Origin of the sequence: Streptomyces sp. NRRL F-2664, from assembly GCF_000719345.1 — a bacterium.
GTDB lineage: Bacteria > Actinomycetota > Actinomycetes > Streptomycetales > Streptomycetaceae > Streptomyces.
Genome location: NZ_JOFX01000019.1, coordinates 47,527 through 64,124, shown reverse-complemented (window position 1 = coordinate 64,124; position 16,598 = coordinate 47,527). Strand labels below are relative to the sequence as shown.

Here is a 16,598-nt window from a genome sequence, read left to right as displayed (position 1 = left end):
TGCTGCAACAGGTGTGGTGCCAGCGCCGGTTCCGGTGAGTCATTCCTCCCGGCTGAGGGGGCGGGCCCCGAAGGCTGTCACAGCGGCAGCGATCGACAGTGCGGCGAGCAGTGCGAAGAGTGCGGGGTAGCCGCCGAGGGGCTTGGCGAGGAGGGCGCCGGCGAAGGGGGCGAGGGCGGCGGCTGCGTGGGCCGGTGCGCCGAGGAGTCCGGAGAGTCGGCCGTAGTGGGTGGTGCCCCAGCGGTCGGTGACGGCGGTGGCCTGGAGGAGGGTGAGGTTGCCGCGGATCACCCCGGCGAGGACGGATACCGCGATGAGGAGGGCGTAGGGGCCGGCCAGGGTGGCGAAGGCTGCGGTGGTGAGGGCGCCGAGGGCGATCAGGGTGACGGTGCGGGCCGTGACGCCGAGGTGGCGGGCGAGGCCGGCGTAGAGGGTGCGGCCGAGGGTCTGTCCGGCGCCTCCGAGGCCGAGGGCCCATGCGGCTTGGGTGGTGGTGTAGCCGCGTTCCAGCAGGAGGGGGACGAGGCCGATGACGACGGCGTACATCGCGAACGCGGAGAGGGTGAAGGTGACGGCCAACATCCGGAAGGGCCGGCTGCGTACGACGTGTTCGTGGCCACCGGTGATGTTCGGCAGGTGGGGAGGGGCTGTGGGCCAGGGCGCCTTGAGGGCGAGGGCGTGGGCCGGAACCGTTATGGCGGCGAGGATGCCCGCGAGGACGGCGTAGGTGCCGCGCCAGGACAGGTGGTCGGCGAGGACCGCGGTCAGGGGTGCGAAGAGGGTGGAGGCGAGGCCACCGGCGAGGGTGACGATCGTGAGTGCGCGGATGTGGTCGGGGGCCCACCAGCGGGTGAGGGCGGCGAAGGCGGGCTGGTAGAACGTGGCGGCCATCGACGCCCCGGCGAGCAGCCACCCGGCCGTGAAGACGGCGAGGTGGGGGGCGGCGGCCACGACGAGGAGGCTGAGGGGCCCGAGGACGGAGCCGGCGGTCATGACGGCATGCGGGCCGCGGCGATCCACAACGCGGCCGACGTAGATGCCGACGATGGCGGAGACGATGAGGGCTGCGGAGAAGGCGGCGGTTGTCGCGCCCGCGGGCCAGCCGGTGGTCTCGGTGATGGTGGGGTTGAGGACCGGGAAGGCGTAGTAGAGGACGCCCCAGCTGGTGATCTGCGTGGCGCACAGGGCGGGCAGGGCGGCGCGTGGCCGCGACCGGACTCCCGTCCCGGTCGCGGCCACGCCGGCCTTGGTGTTGGTCATTCGGGTCAGCAGCCGCCGGAGGTGGCGGGCGCGCCGATGGTGAGGGTGGCCGGGGCCGCGCAGCAGCCGCCACCGCTCTGCTCGGTGGTCTCGGGCTGGTCGAAGAGGCCCGCGCCGCCGCATACGCCGGTCTCGGGCAGGGTGAGTTCGACGCGTTCGGCGGCTTCCTGGTCGCCGGCGAGGTGGGCGGCGATGGAGCGGACCTGCTCGTAGCCGGTCATGGCGAGGAAGGTGGGGGCGCGGCCGTAGGACTTCATGCCGACGAGGTAGACGTCCTTCTCGGGGTGGGAGAGTTCGGCCTGGCCGTGGGGGTAGACGGTGCCGCAGGAGTGCTGGTTGGGGTCGATCAGCGGGGCCAGGGCGAGGGGAGCCTGGAGGCGCTCGTCGAGGCCCAGGCGCAGCTCGTCCAGGAAGGACAGGTCGGGGCGGAAGCCGGTGAGGACGATGACCTCGTCCACCGGGTCGAGGCGGCGGCCGTCCTCGCCGATGAGGACCAGGCGGCCGTCGGCGTCGCGTTCGATGGCGTCGGTGCGGAAGCCGGTGACAGCGTCGGCATAGCCGCCATCCACCGCGGCCTTGGCCGCGAGGCCGAGTGCGCCACGGGCGGGGAGTTGATCGGCTTCGCCGCCGCCGAAGGTGGAGCCGGAGATCCCGCGGCGCAGGATCCAGGTGGCGTGGGTGCCGGTGCCGTCGTCGGTCCTGGCGAGGTCGGCGAGGTGGGCGAGGGCGGTGAAGGCGGAGGCGCCGGAGCCGATGATGGCGGTGCGCTTGCCGGCGTACCGGGCGCGGACGGCCGGGTCCTTGAGGTCGGGGACGCGGTAGGCGATCCGGTCGGCGGCGGCCTTCTCGCCGAGTGCGTGCAGTCCGCCGGCGCCTGCCGGGCTCGGGGTGGACCAGGTTCCGGAGGCGTCGATCACCGCGCGGGCGAAGACGCGCTCCTCAAGGCCGTCGGCGTGCTCGACGTGGATGACGAAGGGCTGGGCGTCGCGGTCGGCGTCGACGATGCGGTCGCGGCCGGTGCGGGAGACCCCGGTGACGCGGGCGCCGAAGCGGACGCGGTCGCCCAGGATGTCGGCGAGGGGCTGGAGGTAGAGCTCGGCCCAGTCCCCGCCCGTGGGGTAGGAGGCGGCGTCGGGCTTGACCCAGCCGGTCGGGGCCAGGAGCTTCTCGGCGGCCGGGTCGACGACCTCATCCCAACGCGAGAACAGCCGTACGTGGGCCCAGTCGCGGGGCGCGGCCCCGGCGTGCGGGCCGGCCTCCAGGACGAGGAAGTCCAGGCTGCGGTCTTCGAGGTGGGCGGCGGCGGCCAGTCCGGCGGGGCCGGCCCCGATGACGACGACGGGCAGGTTCGTGGTGGTCTGGCTCATGGCGTGTCTCCGGGGTCTTGTGCAGCAGGTGGGTGGGCTTGTCAGGTAGGCGGGGCGGGCTGGGGTGGTCAGCAGCAGCCCGCCCCGGTGGTGACGGCTTCGCGCTTGGCCTGCGGGTCGCAGCAGGCTCCGGCTTCGTCCGCCCGCTCGCTGGTGCCGCAGCATGGGGAGGACGCGGCGGCGGGCTGTGCGGGGGCCGTGCCGCAACAGGAGGCGGCTTCGGTGACGGGGGTGACGGGCTCGGTCATGACGACTCCCTCGGTGTTTCGATGACTGTCGATATCCTGCGCTCCCAGCATGGCACCTGCTTCGATGAGCGTCAACATAGACATTCATCAAATTCGAGGGTTGTTCATGAGCGTGTCGACGCGGCGCGGGCGGTGGACGCGGTGATCCGGAGTGGCAGCGAAGCCTGTCCTCGACCTCTCTGCGTGGTGTCGGCCCGGGACGCCCGGCGGGCCGCCCGCCGCCTGGCTCGCCACCTCTTGCACAGGTGGGACGATGGCGGCGCCCTTCCCCTTCTAGTTCGACATGTGTCAACATAGACGTATGTCGAATGCGAAGGTGTTGCCGCTGCTGGAGCCCGAGGCCGTCGCGCCGTGCTGCCCGCCCCTGAACGAGCGCCCGATGTCGGCGGACGAGGCCGAGGTCGCAGCGAAGATGTTCAAGGCGCTCGGCGACCCCGTGCGTCTGCGGCTGTTCTCCGCCGTCGCCTCCCACGAGGGCGGCGAGGCGTGCGTGTGCGACATCTCCGACGTGGGTGTCTCGCAGCCGACGGTCTCCCACCACCTGAAGAAGCTGAAGGAGGCCGGCCTGCTGTCCTCCGAGCGGCGCGGTACATGGGTGTACTACCGGGTCGAGCCCTCCGTGCTCGCCGCGATGGGTGCGCTGCTGGCCGGCGCCGCGAAGACGGCATGACCACAGTGCACATCACCCCACCGCTGCCCGAGCACGCCGACCAGATCCTCGCGATCTACCAGGCCGGGATCGACGAGGGCAACGCCACCTTCGAGACAACGGCACCCGAGTGGGCCGTGTTCGACGCCGCGAAGCTCGCCGAGCACCGCTTCGTCGCCCTGGACGAGGACAAGACCGTCCTCGGCTGGGTGGCGGCGAGCGCGGTCTCCGACCGGTGCGCCTATGCCGGTGTCGTCGAGCACTCCGTCTACGTCCACCCCGACGCCCGCGGCCGCGGTGTCGCCCGTGCCCTGCTGGAGGCACTGGTCGCCTCGACGGAGGCAGCCGGGATCTGGACGATCCAGTCCGGGATCTTCCCTGAGAACACCGCCAGCCTGTCCCTGCACGAGCGGGCCGGGTTCCGGGTCATCGGCACCCGCGAGCGGATCGGCCGCCATTGCGGCGTCTGGCGCGACGTCGTGCTCCTGGAACGCCGCAGCCCTCTGATCGTCTGAGCCGGTCAGTCAGGGGTCTTGCCGCCGGGGCCGCCACGGCCGATCCCGCCGCCTGCAGCGCCGATGTCCTCTGCACGATCCTCACCCCTGGCCAGGCGCAGGGAGAGTGAGCTGTCGCCGGTGGAAGTCGAAATGCCGGGCCGGGTAGCGGTAGAGGTCGGCCACGGTCATGACGTCCATGAAGAGGGGATCCCACCGGGTGGGGTAGTACATGCGCAGGGCCAGGTGGACCGGAGACTCGGCGTCGATGCGTCGGTGGAGGTCGGCGATGACGCGGTCGAACAGCTGCAGCATGCGCCGCCGGCCGCACACGCCGGCCCCGCCCACCGGACCCAGGTAGTTGACGAGGTCGAACGCAGTGGTCACGGCATTCAGCAACCGGGCGAAGGCACCGCTCGCACCCAACGGCAGTCGTCCGAAGAGGGCGAAGACGACCAGGAGCGGCCGGATGAGCGCGTAGCCGAACAGCATGTGGAACAGCAGCTGCTCGTTGGTCCACCGTGTCCCCGCGCTCGGCCGGGCCAGCTCGGCCCGCGTCGCGGACCCCAGGAGCTGATGGAACTCCGCCCGCACACGCTCCAGCTCGGCGTGCGCCGCCTGGCCGTCGAAGGCCGGGCCCGCTGGTCCGTCCATGCCTGCTCGCTCCCTGCCCGTACAGGGTCGGTCCGGCTCCAGCGTAGGCCCGTCAGGCCAGCAGCTCCCGGATCCGGCGAGCGGCTTCCCGCGCCGGGCGGCCGACGCCGATCAGGGTGGCCGAGGCGGGCCCCGTCCAGTCGCCGTAGCCGAGCAGGTGCAGGCGCGGCTCGTCGACGGCTCTGGTGCCGTCGGTGGCGATGTGGCCGCGGGCGCCCCGCAGGCGCAGGCCGGCGAAGTGGGCCAGCGCCGGGCGGAAGCCCGTGCACCAGATGACCGCGTCGACATCGGCGGCGGTGCCGTCGGCCCATTGCACACCGGTGGCGGTGAGCCGGCTGAACATCGGCCTCGCTGTCAGGAGTCCGGCGTCTCGGGCCGCACGGACCGGGGGCACGGCGACGATGTCGCCGAGCGAGGCAACGCCGCCGGTGTCGGTGCGGCCTTCGTCCAGGGCGCGACGGCGGGCGGTCGCCGCGTCGAAGAGGGCGCGGCCGTCGATGTCGTCGGCCAGGTAGCGCGGCGGGCGCTGGGTCACCCACGTGAGGTCGGCCGTACCGGCGAGGTCGGCGGCGATCTGCGCGCCGGAGTTCCCGCCGCCCACCACGATCACGCACTGCCCGGCGAACTCGGCAGGGCTGTGGTACTCGACCGTGTGCAGCTGGCGACCTGCGAAGTCCCGGCGGCCCGGGACGGCCGGCAGGAACGGGCGGGTCCACGTCCCGGTGGCGCTGACGACAGCACGGGCCTGCCAGTCGCCGCAGTCGGTCTCGACCCGCAGGAACGCACCGTCGCGGTGGACCGCGTCCACCCACACGCCGCGCTCGACCGGGAGCTGATGCCGCTTCTCGTAGTCCGCGAGGTACGACATCACGTGCGCGGCATCGGGGTAGAGCTGCCCTTGCTGCACCGGCATCAGCCGGCCGGGCAGCGAGGAGTACGCGGCCGGGGAGAACAGACGGAGCGAGTCCCAGGTGTGCTGCCAGGCGCCGCCGGGCGCGGCCTGGGCGTCGAGGACGACGTGCTCGATGCCCAGGCGGCGCAGGTGGTAGCCGGCGGCGAGCCCGGCCTGGCCGCCGCCGATCACCACCACGTCCGTACGTCGGCTCATGCCGCAGGCGCTCCGGTGCCGGTCTTGCCCCGCATAAAGATGACCGCGACCAGCGCCAGGCCGACGACGACACCCACCAGCTGCATGCCGATGAAGCCGGCCACCGAGGACGGGGCGATACCGGCGAAGGTGTCGGTGAAGGCGCGGCCGATGGTGACGGCCGGGTTGGCGAAGGAGGTGGAGGAGGTGAACCAGTACGCGGCGCCGATGTACGAGGCCACCGCGACCGGGGCGAAACGGAGGCGGTCGGTGCGGGCCAGGCCGAAGATCAGGAGGATCAGGCCGGCGGTGGCGACGACCTCGCCGAGGAGGAGGTTGCCGGCGGAGCGGTCGTGGGTGGACCACTTCACCAGCGGTTCACCGAACATCGCGTCCGCCAGGATCGCGCCCACGATGGCGCCGACGATCTGGGAAGGCACGTACACGGCGAGCTCGCGGGCGGTCACGCCCGCGCCGCCGCGGCGGGCGGTCCACCACTCGGCGAGCGTGACCGCCGGGTTGAAGTGCGCGCCCGATACGGGCCCGAGGAGCGCGATCAGGACGCCGAGGCCGAAGACGGTGGCGGTGGAGTTGGCCAGCAGCTGGAGCGCGACGTCGTCGGTGAGCTTCGTGGCCTGGATGCCCGAGCCGACGACGATCGCGACGAGGGCGGCGGTGCCGACCAGCTCGGCGGCGGCGCGGGCGATCAGCGGGGTGCGGGGCGGCGTCGCGCCGGGGGCGGGCTGCGGCGACGCGCCGGCGGCCATGGCGTCGCTCGCGGCGGGCTCGGTGGCGGTCAAGACGGGTTCTCCTCGGGCAGGTGAGGCAAGGCGCAAGATGGCTAGGGGCAGGACCGCTTGAGGTTCGCTTCGGCGGTGGCCCGCGCGGTCGCCGCGAGGTCGGCGAACTGACCGGCGATGCCTTCGATGACCTCCGGGCGCAGGCGGTAGTAGATGTACCTCCCGCAGGGTTCCGTCTCGACCACTCCGGCCTCGCGCAGCACCTTCAGGTGGTTGGAGAGATTCGTCTGCTTGGCACCGGTCTCTTCTACGAGGTGGGTGGTGCAGAGCGTCTCGCGGGCGAGGAGGGTCACGATCTGGAGCCTGAGCGGGTCGGCCAGAACCCGGATCAGATCAGTGTCGACTGACGTCATCATGGACTGATATTGTCACATCAACAAGGGCTGACACCAGTCCGGGCTGAATCATGCCGCAGGTCCGCGGTATGCACCGGCCGCGCCTGCCATGAAGGAAAAGCCGATGTCCGCGAACCCGCTCGCGTCCGTCCTGTTCGTCTGCATCCACAACGCCGGCCGCTCCCAGATGGCGGCCGGGTTCCTGCGCCACCTCGCCGGCGACCGCGTCGAGGTCCGCTCCGCCGGCTCCATGCCCGGCGACCAGATCAACCCCTCCGCCGTCGCCGCGATGGCCGAGCTGGGCATCGACATCTCCGACCAGACCCCGAAGGTGCTGACCCCCGAGGCCGCCCAGGCGTCGGACTACATCATCACCATGGGCTGCGGCGACGCCTGCCCGTACTTCCCCGGCAAGACCTACCTCGACTGGCAGCTCGAAGACCCGGCAGGACAGGGCGTGGAGGCCGTCCGCCCCATCCGCGACGAGATCAAGGGCCTCATCGAGGGCCTGATCGCCGAGATCGACGCCAAGCAGCAGGCGTGACAAGGTGACCGACACGCACCCCGCCGACGGCATACGCGACGTCGTCATCATCGGCTCCGGCCCCGCCGGATACACCGCCGCCCCAAGCGACCAGGTGCAGAACGCAGCCGAGGTCCTGGCCTGAACCGCCAGGCCGGGACGGGAACCGGGGCACGGACTGCCGACCGACAGTGTGCGGCGGACTGTGCCCGGGTTCGCGCGTGCCGGACGCGGTCGGGCTGTCCGCGCTGATTCAGGGCGCGGGTCCCCCGGTTCGCGGACCGCGCGGCGTCGAGTTCGCCCTGGCATTCCTCCAGGGTCCGCTGCGCTGCCAAGCGGCCGGCGCGGGCATGGGCGTTCGCCGGGTCCGCCTGGAGAGATGCGCGGGTGACCGCGGTCCCGGCCCGCCTCCGGCCACCGCCGGCCTGTCGACCTGCACCACCTCAGGTACAGGGCGACCCCGCCGGCGTACGGCTTCGTCGTCGACTCGGCCCGGTCGCGCCCGAACCGAAGATTCCGCAGCCAGTGATCGGCTACGGAGACGACCTCCAGGTCGTCGTCAAGGACCGTCCAGTACCTCTGCGCGGACGGCATCACCACGGGAAACGCCCGCACCCGCAATTCCTGCATCGAGTCGTGCAACAACCCGCCGCAGAGCCACACCCCCCGAGAACGAGTCCCAGGACCTCAACGAACCCACCTCACCCCACGTCACACCACAGCCCATCCACCCCCAGAGAAGGGGTTTCCGCCACCAGTTCGGAACGGACGAGTTCGAGGAGGCGGCCCGTCCAGTTGCGGCCCCGCCCCCCGTTCTCGCCCCAGTGGCCCGAGTCGGCGTCGTCGTAGAGCAGGGTCGCGTCACCCGTGGCGAGCAGGATCGCCGCGAGGTCGGGGTGCTGCTCGTACTTGGCGCGCAGCAGTCGGGCCATGACCGCCGTCCGCACCTGCTCCCAGCCCTCGCGCCGCTGCGCGGCCGCCGCGACCGTACGGGCCTTCGCACCCGACTCCGCCGCCACGACCGCGGCCCGGGCCTCAGGTTCGGCGACGGACCGGGCCCAGTAGGCGTGCGCCACCGACGGGTAGGTGGAGCCGCCGACAGTGATCGCAGCGGGGTAGTCGTTGCGCAGGGCCTGCTTGCCGGGGTCTTCGAGCGCCCGCTGCGGGTACGAGTGGTAGATCTTGACCGCGGGCGCGAAGGACTCGGCCGGCCCGTCGGCGGGCACCCGCGAAGCGGCAGTCGCCCTCCACTGCGCACGCTCCTCGAAGTAGGAGACGGCCGCGTCGTACTCCTCCTGGGTGACCGTTTCTCCGCGCTCGTCCGGGGTCCGGCCCCCGGGTCCCGCCACCAGCACCCGCAGCGGACGGTCCTTGCGGTCCATGTCGCCGAGCGCGTAGTGCCGCACCGTCTCGGGAATGGCCTCGTAGGCCGCCCGGGCAGCGGCCCGGTTGCCCTCCGTACGGTCCGCCATGAAGACGTCCACGGCGGCGAGGCAGCGGGCGGTCGAGTCGGGGCGGCCGTTCAACTCGTCGATGGTGTCACGGACCTCGGCGAGCAGCAGGTCCGGCGTCAGCCAGGTGTCCGGTGCACCGAAGGTCCACGAGGCCAGGTGGTGCGCGGAGGCGCGGCCGCCCTCCGGAAGGCTGGTGGCCACCCAGCCGCGGCGGAGCTTCTGCTCGAACTCGTCGAGGGTGACCAGCTCCCAGCAGTCGATCAGTCCGTCGGCGTAGACGAAGAGGTCGGTGAGGAAGTAGGAGCCGCCGTTGCAGATGAACGCGTGCCGCCAGGTGCCGGGTATGCGGACGCCGTCCGCCGTGCGATGGGTGATCCGGTTGCCGATCATGCCGCGATGATGCCGGACGGACCGACCGGCGAGCACCTGGATTCGGCGCCGCGGGCGTCGTGTGATGATGTGCGTCCACTGGCGGGGAGGTGACGGTGTCGAGAAGGGGCGCGCGGTGGGCGGCGGGCACGATGGCCGCGGCATGCATGCTGCTGCTCCTGGGCCCCGGCGCACCGCCCGGCGGCGTCCCCGTCCCCGCGCAGGCCGTACCGGACCGGGTCGGTACGTGGAACATCTGCAACCCGTGCGGCGGGAGCGGGCTCAACTACGGCCGTGCGACGGACATCGCCGCGTACGCACCGCAGGTCATCGGCCTGCAGGAGGCGTGCGTACGGGACGTCGAGCAGATCCGCGCCCACCTGGAGGATGCCTACGGGCTGGTCTACCGGGTCGCATACGGGTCGGTCCTGCGGAACTGGAACCGCTGCGGAGGGCTGCCGTGGCAGCCGGGCGGCTACGGGCAGGCGATCCTCTCGGCAGCGCCGATGACGGACCGGGCCAGCGTCGAGTACCCCGATGGAGGCTCGGAGGACCGCGGGTACCTGGCCGTCACCACGCTGGTGGGCGGCCGGCCCGTCCGCGTCTTCAACACCCACCTCGCCGAGCGTCGGCAGCCCCAGGTGCGGGCGGGTCAGGTCGAGGTGCTGGCGGCGGAAGTCGCCCGCCACGACCGCGCCATCGTCCTCGGCGACTTCAACGCCGCGCCGCACGCCCCCGAACTCGCCCCGATGTGGGCCCTGGCCACGGCCACGGACCCGGGCTGCCGCCCCTCGGACCCCTCCGCCGACACCGACGCCTGCACGCCGACCACCGACTGGAACAGCACGTTCGACTACGTCTTCCTGCGCGGCCTCACCCCGCGCACGCACCGCGTCCTGCCGAGCCTGTACTCGGACCACCACGCCGTCCACACCGACCTGAACCGCCGCCCGCACCAGGGGGCGATCGAGTTGGCAGGAGTGAGCAAGCCGATTGCTGCCTTGAGCAGCCCAAGCGGCGCCGGATGCTCCAGAGCGCTCGGTGGGCGTGCTCGCCGTTCCAGGAAGAGCCCTCTTCTGAGGCGTGCGTCTCCTACTCGTCGGCAGGCGAGGTGTCCGTCCTGCTGAAGAGGTGACGCCTCACGTCGTAGAGCCGCCAGTGGTAGGGGGAGGCCTCGTCGTCGTGATCGAGGCCGCGGAGGACTTCGTCGCCGCGCGGGTCGTCGTGCAGGGCGAGCCGAACCGCGGCCTCCACGCGGACGCTCTCGTCCTCGTCTGCAAGGCATGCGGCGAGCGCATCCCATGCGGTTACGGCGTGGGCCGGAGCGGAGGCCAGTCCATAGCAGGCAGCCCGGCGGACTGCCGCACTCTCGTCCATCGTGCGCTCCACGACAGCGGTCAGCGCCTCGGGCTTTCCCGCCGCGATCGCATGCGCCAGTCCCGAGATCGCCCAGCTGCGGACCTTTCCGTCGGCGTGTCGGGTGAGCGCGGGCATCGGCCCCTCGGCTCGCGGGTCCGCATACCCGGCATCGCACAGTCCGGCAGTCAGTACCCATGTCACGCGCGGATCCGGTTCGTCGGCGACCCAGGGCAGGAAGAGGTCGACGAGACGGGCGGCGTACGGCGATTCCTCGCTCTCGTCGAAGAGGCTGATCAGGCGGAGGACCTCGGCACCGAAGTACCGTTCCTCGGGGTCCGTCCGGTCGCGCATGGCGGCTGCCGTTCCCCAGGTGGTGGGGTCATGCCGCTGCTGGAGCAGGTACGTCGTCACCCACCACACTTCGTGGTCCACGTCCGGTTCGGCCAGAGCGCGGGACAGCAGTTCCTCGAACGCGACAGTGATGCCGTACCGCGGCTCCAGGTCTGTGAGGATTGCCGTATGACCGGTCCTGACCTTCAGGCCCCCCAGCGACAGCTCACCGCAGGTTGTCCCGTCCTCGGATCGGACGGTTCTGACCTCGGCCGGTCCGGGACGGCCGGTCCTTCGGCGCAACTCCGTCATGACGTCTGTCTCGTGCCAGTACCGGGCCAGTGCCAGGGCGTCTCGCCCTTCGGCATCTTTGGCCCACAGCTTCGCTCCGTTGCGGATGAGCGCGTGTGAGATGTCGCGGTGGCCGCGGTCGATCGCGCGCAGCAGTGGTGTGCGTCCGTCGGCGTCGACCCGGTCCAGCCGGCCCGATGCCATCAGGGACTCGACGATCGGGAGGTCGAAGGTGTCGACCGCCAGACACAGCGCGGGCGTGCCGTGCTCGTCTGTGGTGTCGGGGTCGGCGCCTGCTTCCAGCAGTGCATCCACTGCCCGAGCGTCCCCGCTCCGTACCGCCGCTATGAGTGGTTCTTCGCCCATGTCCCTCCTCGCTCCGCGGCGCATTGCGCGCCCTGACCCGTCGCAGGGTGGGACGGCGCCAAGAAGAGCGTAGGCGGCCGGGCAGGTAGGTCTTGGCGTGGACATCCCCGCGTGAGAGGACGAAGTGCCGAGCTGGAGCGTCACAGCTGGCGAAACCCGCCCAGTGAAGCGCTCCTTACCTTGCTGGCGGGTTGATTCCAAGGGCGGGGGCAGGGTCGGTGGTCTGCCTTCCCGGGCGCCGGGCCGGGGGAGACGCTCGGGCCCGGGGGCCCAGGGGGGCCGCCGAGATCAGTCGGTCAGGACCGCCCGGGCGGCGGCGTCGGCCGCCGGGCCCGGGCCCCGGTCATGGTTCAGCACCGGCCGCCGAGGCCGGACGGTTCTGCCCGCGGGCTCGGCCCCCGGGCCTGGCCCGTGGGCCTGGCCCAGCGCGGTCTCCGAGGCCCGGCGGTTCGGCCCGCGGGCTCGGCTTTCGGATCCGGCTCCCGGCACGGGCCCAGCGCCGACCGCCGTACCCCTGCTCCGGGCCCCGCCTTGATCCGGGGCTCCCTGGCCCTGGCCGCCAAATCCCGGGAGCGGCCCGCCGGGAGGCGGGTCGGTTCCCTCGGGCGCAACGGAGAGGGCGCCTCGGGTCGTCTCGGTCCGCGCGTCCGGCGAGGGTCAGGCCGCGTGGCCGCCGTCCACCGCGAACTCCGCGCCCGTGACGTAGGCCGCCCGCGGCCCGGCGAGGAAGGCCACCACGTCCGCGACCTCCTCCGCCCTCCCGAAGCGGCCCAGCGCCGTCATCGCCGCCTGCGGCCCCGCGTACGGTCCGTCCGCCGGGTTCATGTCCGTGTCGACGGGCCCCGGATGCACGACGTTCGCGGTGATCCCGCGGCCCCCGAGTTCCCGCGCCAGAGCCTTCGTCAGCCCGATCGTCGCGGCCTTGCTCGTCGCGTAGAGCACTCCGCCCGGCCCGGGCACCCGCTGCGCCATGCAGCTGCCGATGGTGATGATCCGGCCGCCCTCCCGCATGCGTGCCGCGGCCGCCTGGGCCGCGAGGAACGCCCCGCGCACATTGACCCCGAGCACCCGGTCGACATCGCCGGCCCCCACCGCCTCCAGCGGCCCGACCGCCCCGACACCGGCGTTGTTGACGAGCACGTCGAGCCGCCCGAAGCGCCGCACGGTCTCCCCGACGGCGTTCGCGACCTCCGCCGCGTCCCCCGCATCGGCCCGCAGTGCGACAGCGCGCCGCCCGAGGGCCTCCACCGCCTTGACCACGCGCCCCGCGGCCTCGGCATCGCTGACGTACGTGATGGCGACGTCCGCCCCGCCCTCGGCGAGCCGCACGGCAACGGCCGCCCCGATCCCCCGACTTCCACCGGTCACCAGCGCCACAGTGTTCCTGTCCATGCTCTTCCTCCCGCATCGCTTGGTTGCGGCTTCAATCAAATAGCCCCCACCCCTCCACCGCTGGCAAAAATCCGACCCCGCGTTCCCGGGCTGCCGGAAACGCCAGAGCCCGCCGGACTCGATCAGGTAGGCGAGGGAGACAGCCGGATACGGCGTGCGTGGCGGCGCGACGAGTTTCGGCGGAGGCGGGAGTCTGAACCCCTGAGGAGCATCGAGCGAGGAGTGGAAATGGCCGAGCTGACACTGACCACCTTCGTCACGCTGGACGGCGTGATGCAGGCGCCGGGCGGGCCCGAGGAGGACCGGAGTGACGGGTTCGGGTACGGGGGGTGGGTCGCGCCGTACGTCGACGAGGGGATGGGGGAGTTCATCACCGAGGTGTTCGGGCGGGCCGGGGCGTTCCTGCTCGGGCGGCGCACGTACGAGATCTTCGCGGGGTACTGGCCCGAGCACGACGAGCCGGGTGACCCCGTGGCGGGCGGGTTGAACCGGCTGCCGAAGTACGTCGCCTCGACCACCCTCAAGGAGCCGGCCTGGGGGCCGGCCACCGTGTTCCACGGGGAGCACCTGCAGAGCGAGATCGTCCGGGTCAAGGACGCGCTGGAGGGGGAGTTGCAGGTGCACGGGAGCGGGAGGCTCGCGCAGTGGCTCCTCGCCCGGGATCTTGTCGACGAGGTCAATCTGCTGGTGTTCCCGGTGGTGCTGGGTGCCGGGCGGCGGCTCTTCCCCACCGGCGGGCTGCCGACCGCCTACCAGCTGAAGGCCTCCCGTACGACCCCCTCCGGAACGGCCATCCACACCTACCGGCCCACCGGCCGGGCGTCCTTCGGCACCGTCGGTGAGTGATCCTTCCGCACCGTCGGTGAGTGGCCCTCCTCGCCGGGCCGGGTGCCGCGAGGACCGCCGTGGCGCAGCTCCGTCGTGGCCGGCGTCGACGCAGCCGGGGGAGCCGACAGGTTTCCCGTGATGCTTGCCGCTCGGACAAGCCCGTTCGCGCTCCGGAGCGAGGCCGGCCTCGCTCGTCGGCCGCAGCCCCGGAGGCGATGCGGGTTGCCGCCGGCGTGGGCCGGTCCGGTGGGGGCCGGTCGGTACGTCCCGGCTCGGCCGGCTGCCCAGCCCTGTCCCGGCCGGCCGCTCCGTGGGCCATGCGGCGGCACCGGCCGGGGCACGCGAAGGCCTGAGCAGGGAGCAGGCCCCGGGACGAGGACCGGAAGGCCGCGGGGAGAGCGGCCACGGGGCCGGCTCGCTGCGCGGCGCCGGCCTACGGCTCCGAATCGGGTGGCTCGGCATGATCGGCTCCGGTACGGTGTGCCCGCGAGCGTGCGAGCCGCCGGTGTCTCCACTTCCCGATCGCCTGCTGGAGACTTCCGTGACCCTTGCCGCGCCGCCCCTGACCGCCGCGCCCCGCCGTGCCGCCCGGCTCGCCGATCTGCCCGTGCTGGCCGTTGCCGTCGTGTGGGGCGGGAGCTATCTCGCCGCCAAGGGGATCACCACCGCGCACACCGTGATCGCCGTGCTCGTGCTGCGGTTCGCGCTCGTGCTGCCCGTGCTGGTCGTCGCCGGGTGGGCGCGGCTGCGGGCGCTCACCCCCGCGCAGCTGCGCGGCTCCGGGCTGCTGGGGCTCGTACTCGGCGGGATCTTCCTCCTGGAGACCTACGGGGTCGTCCACACCTCCGCCACCAACGCCGGGCTGATCATCAGCCTGACCATGATCTTCACGCCCCTCGCCGATGCCGCGGTGAAGCGGAAGGCGCCCTCCGGCGGCTTTCTCGGAGCCGCTGCCGCCTCGGTCCTCGGCGTCGTCCTCCTCACCCAGGGGGCCGGTTTCACCGCGCCGGGTCTTGGGGACCTGCTCATCCTCGGCGCCGCTCTCGCCCGGACCCTGCACGTGCTGCTGATGGCCCGGTCCGACGGCCTCGGCGGCGCCGACCCGCTGTCGCTGACCACCGTGCAACTCGGCGGGGCCGTGCTCGTCTTCGCCCTGCTGGCCGCCGTGCCCGGGACCGGTGCCACGCCCTGGGCCGCCGCAGCCGACTTCGGACCGGCGCAGTGGGCAGGCCTCGCGTTCCTCTCCGTCTTCTGCACGCTCTTCGCCTTCTTCGTGCAGATGTGGGCCGTACGCCGTACCTCGCCCTCCCGGGTCAGCCTGCTGCTGGGCACCGAGCCCCTGTGGGCGGCCGTAGCCGGCATCGCCGTCGGCGGGGAGCACCTGGGCCCCCTCGGCTACGCCGGCGTCGTGCTGGTCCTGGTCGGCACCGTCTGGGGGCGACGGGCGGTCAGCCCGGCGCCCGCCGCCTGAGAGGTCCCGAGAGGCTGACTTTCGAGTGCCGGCGCCCCCGAGTGGGGCCTGGCCGCCCGGTGCGCCCCCAGCGTGGCCGGAAAGCGCCGCAGTCAGTACGGGAACACCGCCGTAGGGTGTCCGGATGCCCCGCTCACCGTTCCGGCCACCGAGCCGCCCGCCGGTCCGCCCGCCGGGCCGCTCACCGGTCCGGCAGGTCCGGGAGCTCCTCCAGGCGGACCCGGCGCCGCTCCCGCCGCGACAGCTCGCATGCCTCCGCGACCCGGAGCGCGGCCAGGGCCTCGCGCCCGTCGCACGGGTTCTCGCACTCGCCGCGCACCAGCCGGACGAAGGCGTCCAGCTCCGCCTCGTAGGCCGGGCCGAAGCGTTCCAGGAAGCCGGTCCACGGCTTGCTGGCCGGCGGCGGGCCGTTCGGTTCGGTCGAGGCGATCGGGGTGCGGTCGTCCAGCCCGGCGGAGACCTGGTCGCGCTCCCCGGCCAGCTCCATCCGCACGTCGTACCCGGCGCCGTTGCACCGGGTCCCGGTGGCCGTGACCAGCGTCCCGTCGTCCAGGGTGAGGACCGCTGCCGCCGTGTCGACGTCGCCCGTCTGCCGGAACTGCGGCGGACCGGCGTCCGACCCGGCCGCGTACACCTCCGCCACCTCGTGCCCGGTCACCCACCGCACCATGTCGAAGTCGTGCACCATGCAGTCCCGGTACAGGCCGCCCGACGTCGCCAGGTAGTCGGCGGTGGGCGGCGCCGGGTCCGCCGTGGTCGTGCGCACGGTGTGCAGCCGGCCCAGGGCGCCCGAGCGGACCAGCTCCCGGGCCGTGCGGTAGCCGGCGTCGAAGCGCCGCATGAAGCCCACCTGGAGCAGCCCGCCCAGGGCCGTCACCTCGCGCAGCACCGACAGCGTGCGGTTCAGGTCGGGGGCCACCGGCTTCTCGCAGAACACCGGGAGCCCGCCGCGTACCGCCCGTACGACCAGTTCCGCGTGCCCGTCGGTGGAGGACGCCACGACCACCGCGTCCACGCCCCAGGTGAAGACCTGCTCCACGGAGGGCGCGGCGGTGGCCCCGAGCCGGTCGGCGAGGCGGGCCGCCCGCGCCGGATCGGAGTCCGCGAGGAGGAGCGACCCCGCCTCCGGGTGGCGGGCGAGCGCCGCCGCGTGGAACGAACCGATCCGGCCAGTTCCGATGAGCCCGATGCGCATGGACTCAACCTGGCCCCGCGGGAGGAACCTGTCAATCCGCTCGCGCGGGATCTGCGCTCTCCGCACGCTGATCTGCGATCCCGTCGTGTCGATCTGCGCGCGCATGCCCCGATGGCCCTTCATGGT

16 protein-coding genes and 1 pseudogene are annotated in these 16,598 nt (G+C 72.8%); 6 read left to right on the top strand and 11 right to left on the bottom strand.

Annotated features, from left to right (window positions below; all coding sequences use genetic code 11):
- Positions 1-39: 39 nt before the first annotated feature.
- From IF89_RS0118090 to IF89_RS38075, 3 genes are all read right to left on the bottom strand, one after another.
- Positions 40-1,260 carry an MFS transporter gene (locus IF89_RS0118090; protein WP_030768603.1) on the bottom strand — a complete coding sequence of 407 codons (1,221 nt, stop codon included), beginning with the start codon at positions 1,258-1,260 and terminating at the stop codon, positions 40-42.
- Positions 1,261-1,265: 5 nt separating this feature from the next.
- Positions 1,266-2,627: an NAD(P)-binding domain-containing protein gene (locus tag IF89_RS0118085; RefSeq protein WP_030768600.1), complete on the bottom strand. Its 1,362-nt coding sequence runs from the start codon at positions 2,625-2,627 to the stop codon at positions 1,266-1,268.
- A gap of 68 nt (positions 2,628-2,695) precedes the next feature.
- The gene (locus IF89_RS38075) at positions 2,696-2,875 is read right to left on the bottom strand and encodes a hypothetical protein (protein ID WP_043194085.1); all 180 of its coding nucleotides are present in this window, start codon (positions 2,873-2,875) and stop codon (positions 2,696-2,698) included.
- Between the two features lie 301 nt (positions 2,876-3,176).
- On the opposite strand from IF89_RS38075, the gene IF89_RS0118075 reads away from it, so the two are divergent.
- Together IF89_RS0118075 and IF89_RS0118070 are read left to right on the top strand one after the other, a co-directional pair.
- Entirely contained in the window at positions 3,177-3,545 is a 369-nt protein-coding gene (locus IF89_RS0118075; protein ID WP_043194084.1) for an ArsR/SmtB family transcription factor, read from the top strand.
- Positions 3,542-4,039, top strand: a complete 498-nt coding sequence (locus IF89_RS0118070) for a GNAT family N-acetyltransferase (protein WP_030768594.1) — start codon at positions 3,542-3,544, stop codon at positions 4,037-4,039. Before IF89_RS0118075 ends, IF89_RS0118070 begins: the two co-directional genes overlap by 4 nt.
- Positions 4,040-4,120: 81 nt before the next feature.
- Here the strand turns inward: IF89_RS0118070 and IF89_RS0118065 are convergent, their stop codons facing one another.
- Genes IF89_RS0118065 through IF89_RS0118050 form a run of 4 tightly spaced genes read right to left on the bottom strand, consistent with a single transcriptional unit; the run spans position 4,121 to position 6,915 of the window.
- Entirely contained in the window at positions 4,121-4,672 is a 552-nt protein-coding gene (locus IF89_RS0118065) for a DinB family protein (RefSeq protein ID WP_030768591.1), read from the bottom strand.
- Between the two features lie 52 nt (positions 4,673-4,724).
- Positions 4,725-5,780 carry an ArsO family NAD(P)H-dependent flavin-containing monooxygenase gene (locus IF89_RS0118060; RefSeq protein WP_030768588.1) on the bottom strand — a complete coding sequence of 352 codons (1,056 nt, stop codon included), beginning with the start codon at positions 5,778-5,780 and terminating at the stop codon, positions 4,725-4,727.
- Positions 5,777-6,559 (bottom strand): aquaporin, encoded by a 783-nt coding sequence (locus IF89_RS0118055; protein ID WP_030768585.1) that lies wholly within the window; start codon positions 6,557-6,559, stop codon positions 5,777-5,779. Before IF89_RS0118055 ends, IF89_RS0118060 begins: the two co-directional genes overlap by 4 nt.
- A 41-nt stretch (positions 6,560-6,600) precedes the next feature.
- Complete coding sequence (locus tag IF89_RS0118050) at positions 6,601-6,915, bottom strand: ArsR/SmtB family transcription factor (RefSeq protein WP_030768582.1); 315 nt, start codon at positions 6,913-6,915, stop codon at positions 6,601-6,603.
- A 103-nt stretch (positions 6,916-7,018) separates the two neighbouring features.
- Here IF89_RS0118050 and IF89_RS0118045 point away from each other — a divergent pair, with 103 nt between their 5' ends.
- Positions 7,019-7,438 (top strand): arsenate reductase ArsC, encoded by a 420-nt coding sequence (locus tag IF89_RS0118045; RefSeq protein WP_030768579.1) that lies wholly within the window; start codon positions 7,019-7,021, stop codon positions 7,436-7,438.
- Positions 7,439-8,118: 680 nt separating this feature from the next.
- Here the strand turns inward: IF89_RS0118045 and IF89_RS0118035 are convergent.
- Positions 8,119-9,261, bottom strand: a complete 1,143-nt coding sequence (locus tag IF89_RS0118035; RefSeq protein ID WP_030768576.1) for an NADAR family protein — start codon at positions 9,259-9,261, stop codon at positions 8,119-8,121.
- A 131-nt stretch (positions 9,262-9,392) separates the two neighbouring features.
- Between IF89_RS0118035 and IF89_RS0118030 the strand changes: the two are divergent.
- Positions 9,393-10,184: pseudogene (locus IF89_RS0118030) on the top strand (endonuclease/exonuclease/phosphatase family protein); the annotation flags it as partial.
- A gap of 148 nt (positions 10,185-10,332) precedes the next feature.
- On the opposite strand, the gene IF89_RS0118025 reads toward IF89_RS0118030, so the two are convergent.
- Together IF89_RS0118025 and IF89_RS0118020 are read right to left on the bottom strand one after the other, a co-directional pair.
- The gene (locus IF89_RS0118025; RefSeq protein ID WP_030768570.1) at positions 10,333-11,586 is read right to left on the bottom strand and encodes an ankyrin repeat domain-containing protein; all 1,254 of its coding nucleotides are present in this window, start codon (positions 11,584-11,586) and stop codon (positions 10,333-10,335) included.
- Positions 11,587-12,243: 657 nt separating this feature from the next.
- A complete protein-coding gene (locus tag IF89_RS0118020) occupies positions 12,244-12,978 on the bottom strand; it encodes an SDR family oxidoreductase (RefSeq protein ID WP_030768566.1) in 735 nt (244 codons plus the stop codon).
- A 228-nt stretch (positions 12,979-13,206) separates the two neighbouring features.
- Between IF89_RS0118020 and IF89_RS0118015 the strand changes: the two genes are divergently transcribed.
- Complete coding sequence (locus tag IF89_RS0118015) at positions 13,207-13,824, top strand: dihydrofolate reductase family protein (RefSeq protein WP_030768563.1); 618 nt, start codon at positions 13,207-13,209, stop codon at positions 13,822-13,824.
- 523 nt (positions 13,825-14,347) lie between these two features.
- Positions 14,348-15,277, top strand: coding sequence for a DMT family transporter (locus IF89_RS0118010; protein ID WP_030768559.1), 930 nt, complete (start codon positions 14,348-14,350; stop codon positions 15,275-15,277).
- Between the two features lie 181 nt (positions 15,278-15,458).
- On the opposite strand, the gene IF89_RS0118005 is transcribed toward IF89_RS0118010, so the two are convergent.
- Entirely contained in the window at positions 15,459-16,472 is a 1,014-nt protein-coding gene (locus IF89_RS0118005) for a Gfo/Idh/MocA family oxidoreductase (protein WP_030768556.1), read from the bottom strand.
- Between the last annotated feature and the right edge of the window lie 126 nt (positions 16,473-16,598).

Bases quoted from the DNA above. Each gene is read 5' to 3' on its own strand.
- IF89_RS0118090 (WP_030768603.1), bottom strand. From the start codon at position 1,260: ATGACCAACACCAAGGCCGGCGTGGCCGCGACCGGGACGGGAGTCCGG.
- IF89_RS0118085 (WP_030768600.1), bottom strand. From the start codon at position 2,627: ATGAGCCAGACCACCACGAACCTGCCCGTCGTCGTCATCGGGGCCGGC.
- IF89_RS38075 (WP_043194085.1), bottom strand. From the start codon at position 2,875: ATGACCGAGCCCGTCACCCCCGTCACCGAAGCCGCCTCCTGTTGCGGC.
- IF89_RS0118075 (WP_043194084.1), top strand. From the start codon at position 3,177: ATGTCGAATGCGAAGGTGTTGCCGCTGCTGGAGCCCGAGGCCGTCGCG.
- IF89_RS0118070 (WP_030768594.1), top strand. From the start codon at position 3,542: ATGACCACAGTGCACATCACCCCACCGCTGCCCGAGCACGCCGACCAG.
- IF89_RS0118065 (WP_030768591.1), bottom strand. From the start codon at position 4,672: ATGGACGGACCAGCGGGCCCGGCCTTCGACGGCCAGGCGGCGCACGCC.
- IF89_RS0118060 (WP_030768588.1), bottom strand. From the start codon at position 5,780: ATGAGCCGACGTACGGACGTGGTGGTGATCGGCGGCGGCCAGGCCGGG.
- IF89_RS0118050 (WP_030768582.1), bottom strand. From the start codon at position 6,915: ATGATGACGTCAGTCGACACTGATCTGATCCGGGTTCTGGCCGACCCG.
- IF89_RS0118045 (WP_030768579.1), top strand. From the start codon at position 7,019: ATGTCCGCGAACCCGCTCGCGTCCGTCCTGTTCGTCTGCATCCACAAC.
- IF89_RS0118035 (WP_030768576.1), bottom strand. From the start codon at position 9,261: ATGATCGGCAACCGGATCACCCATCGCACGGCGGACGGCGTCCGCATA.
- IF89_RS0118025 (WP_030768570.1), bottom strand. From the start codon at position 11,586: ATGGGCGAAGAACCACTCATAGCGGCGGTACGGAGCGGGGACGCTCGG.
- IF89_RS0118020 (WP_030768566.1), bottom strand. From the start codon at position 12,978: ATGGACAGGAACACTGTGGCGCTGGTGACCGGTGGAAGTCGGGGGATC.
- IF89_RS0118015 (WP_030768563.1), top strand. From the start codon at position 13,207: ATGGCCGAGCTGACACTGACCACCTTCGTCACGCTGGACGGCGTGATG.
- IF89_RS0118005 (WP_030768556.1), bottom strand. From the start codon at position 16,472: ATGCGCATCGGGCTCATCGGAACTGGCCGGATCGGTTCGTTCCACGCG.